This window comes from Pseudomonas sp., from assembly GCF_050739655.1.
Classification (GTDB): Bacteria; Pseudomonadota; Gammaproteobacteria; order Pseudomonadales; family Pseudomonadaceae; genus Aquipseudomonas.
Map to the genome: position 1 here is coordinate 1 of NZ_JBOIBY010000089.1, position 1,557 is coordinate 1,557.

Genomic DNA, 1,557 nt, shown 5'->3' on the forward strand with positions numbered 1-1,557 from the left:
GACTTCCTTCGGTCCGGCCAACCGCATCAAGCGTTCGGCCGAGACTCGCCCGCTCACCTGGCGCCTGCGTGACGACGGCGAAGCCGTCTGGCTCGACGAGTACCAGGCCAAGAACGGTTACGCCGCAGCGCGCAAGGCCTTCGCCGACATGGCTCAGGACGACATCGTCCAGACCGTGAAGGATTCCGGCCTCAAGGGTCGCGGCGGTGCCGGCTTCCCCACTGGCGTGAAGTGGGGCCTGATGCCAAAGGACGAATCCATCAACATCCGCTACCTGCTGTGCAACGCGGACGAAATGGAGCCGAACACCTGGAAAGACCGCATGCTGATGGAGCAACTGCCCCATCTGCTGATCGAAGGCATGCTGATCAGTGCCCGCGCACTGAAAACCTACCGTGGCTACATCTTCCTGCGTGGCGAATACACCACCGCCGCCAAGCACTTGAACCGTGCAGTTGAAGAAGCCAAGGCAGCGGGGCTGTTGGGTAAAAACATTTTGGGCAGTGGGTTCGATTTCGAGCTGTTCGTCCACACCGGCGCCGGGCGTTACATCTGCGGTGAAGAAACCGCACTGATCAACTCCCTCGAAGGTCGCCGCGCCAACCCGCGCTCCAAGCCGCCCTTCCCTGCCGCCGTTGGCGTGTGGGGCAAGCCGACCTGCGTGAACAACGTTGAAACCCTGTGCAACGTGCCGGCGATCATTGCCGACGGCGTGGACTGGTACAAATCGTTGGCTCGCGAAGGCAGCGAAGACATGGGCACCAAGCTCATGGGCTTCTCCGGCAAGGTCAAGAACCCTGGCCTGTGGGAACTGCCGTTCGGCGTCACCGGTCGTGAGCTGTTCGAAGACTACGCCGGCGGTATGCGCGACGGTTACAAGCTCAAGGCCTGGCAGCCTGGTGGTGCCGGTACCGGTTTCCTGTTACCGGAACACCTGGACGCACAAATGTATGCCGGCGGCATCGCCAAGGTAGGCACCCGTATGGGTACCGGCCTGGCCATGGCGGTCGATGACAGCGTCAACATGGTGTCCCTGCTGCGCAACATGGAGCAGTTCTTCGCTCGCGAGTCCTGTGGCTTCTGCACCCCTTGCCGTGACGGCTTGCCATGGAGCGTCAAGCTCCTGATGGCGATCGAGAACGGTCAAGGGCAAGCCGGCGACATTGAGACCCTGCTGGGTCTGGTCGGCTTCCTCGGCCCAGGCAAGACCTTCTGTGCTCACGCACCGGGCGCCGTGGAGCCGTTGGGCAGCGCAATCAAATACTTCCGCCATGAGTTTGAAGCCGGCATCGCGCCCACCAGCGCCGTCGTCCCACCTCTGGCAAAGCCGATCGTAGTCGGCGCGTAAACGCTTAAAAAAGGCGAAGGGTCCGTGCCCTTCGCTTTTCGTGTGATGACGCCTTTAAAGGCTGTGTTGATTCACGCGGATAACAAGATTCCATTAGCCACGCCCGCTGACACCGGGCCAACGAAGAACTTTGAACCATGGCCACTATCCACGTAGACGGCAAAGAGCTCGAAGTCGATGGGGCAGACAACCTGTTACAGGCATGTCTG

At 61.1% G+C, this 1,557-nt stretch carries 2 protein-coding genes; both read left to right on the forward strand.

The window, feature by feature from the left end; all coding sequences use genetic code 11:
- On the forward strand, nt 1-1,348 hold a 1,348-nt coding region (gene nuoF, locus ACRESJ_RS04850; RefSeq protein ID WP_431756886.1), incomplete at its 5' end, for an NADH-quinone oxidoreductase subunit NuoF.
- Nucleotides 1,349-1,485: 137 nt separating this feature from the next.
- A partial coding sequence (locus ACRESJ_RS04855) for a hypothetical protein (protein ID WP_431756887.1) occupies nt 1,486-1,557 on the forward strand: 72 nt, incomplete at its 3' end.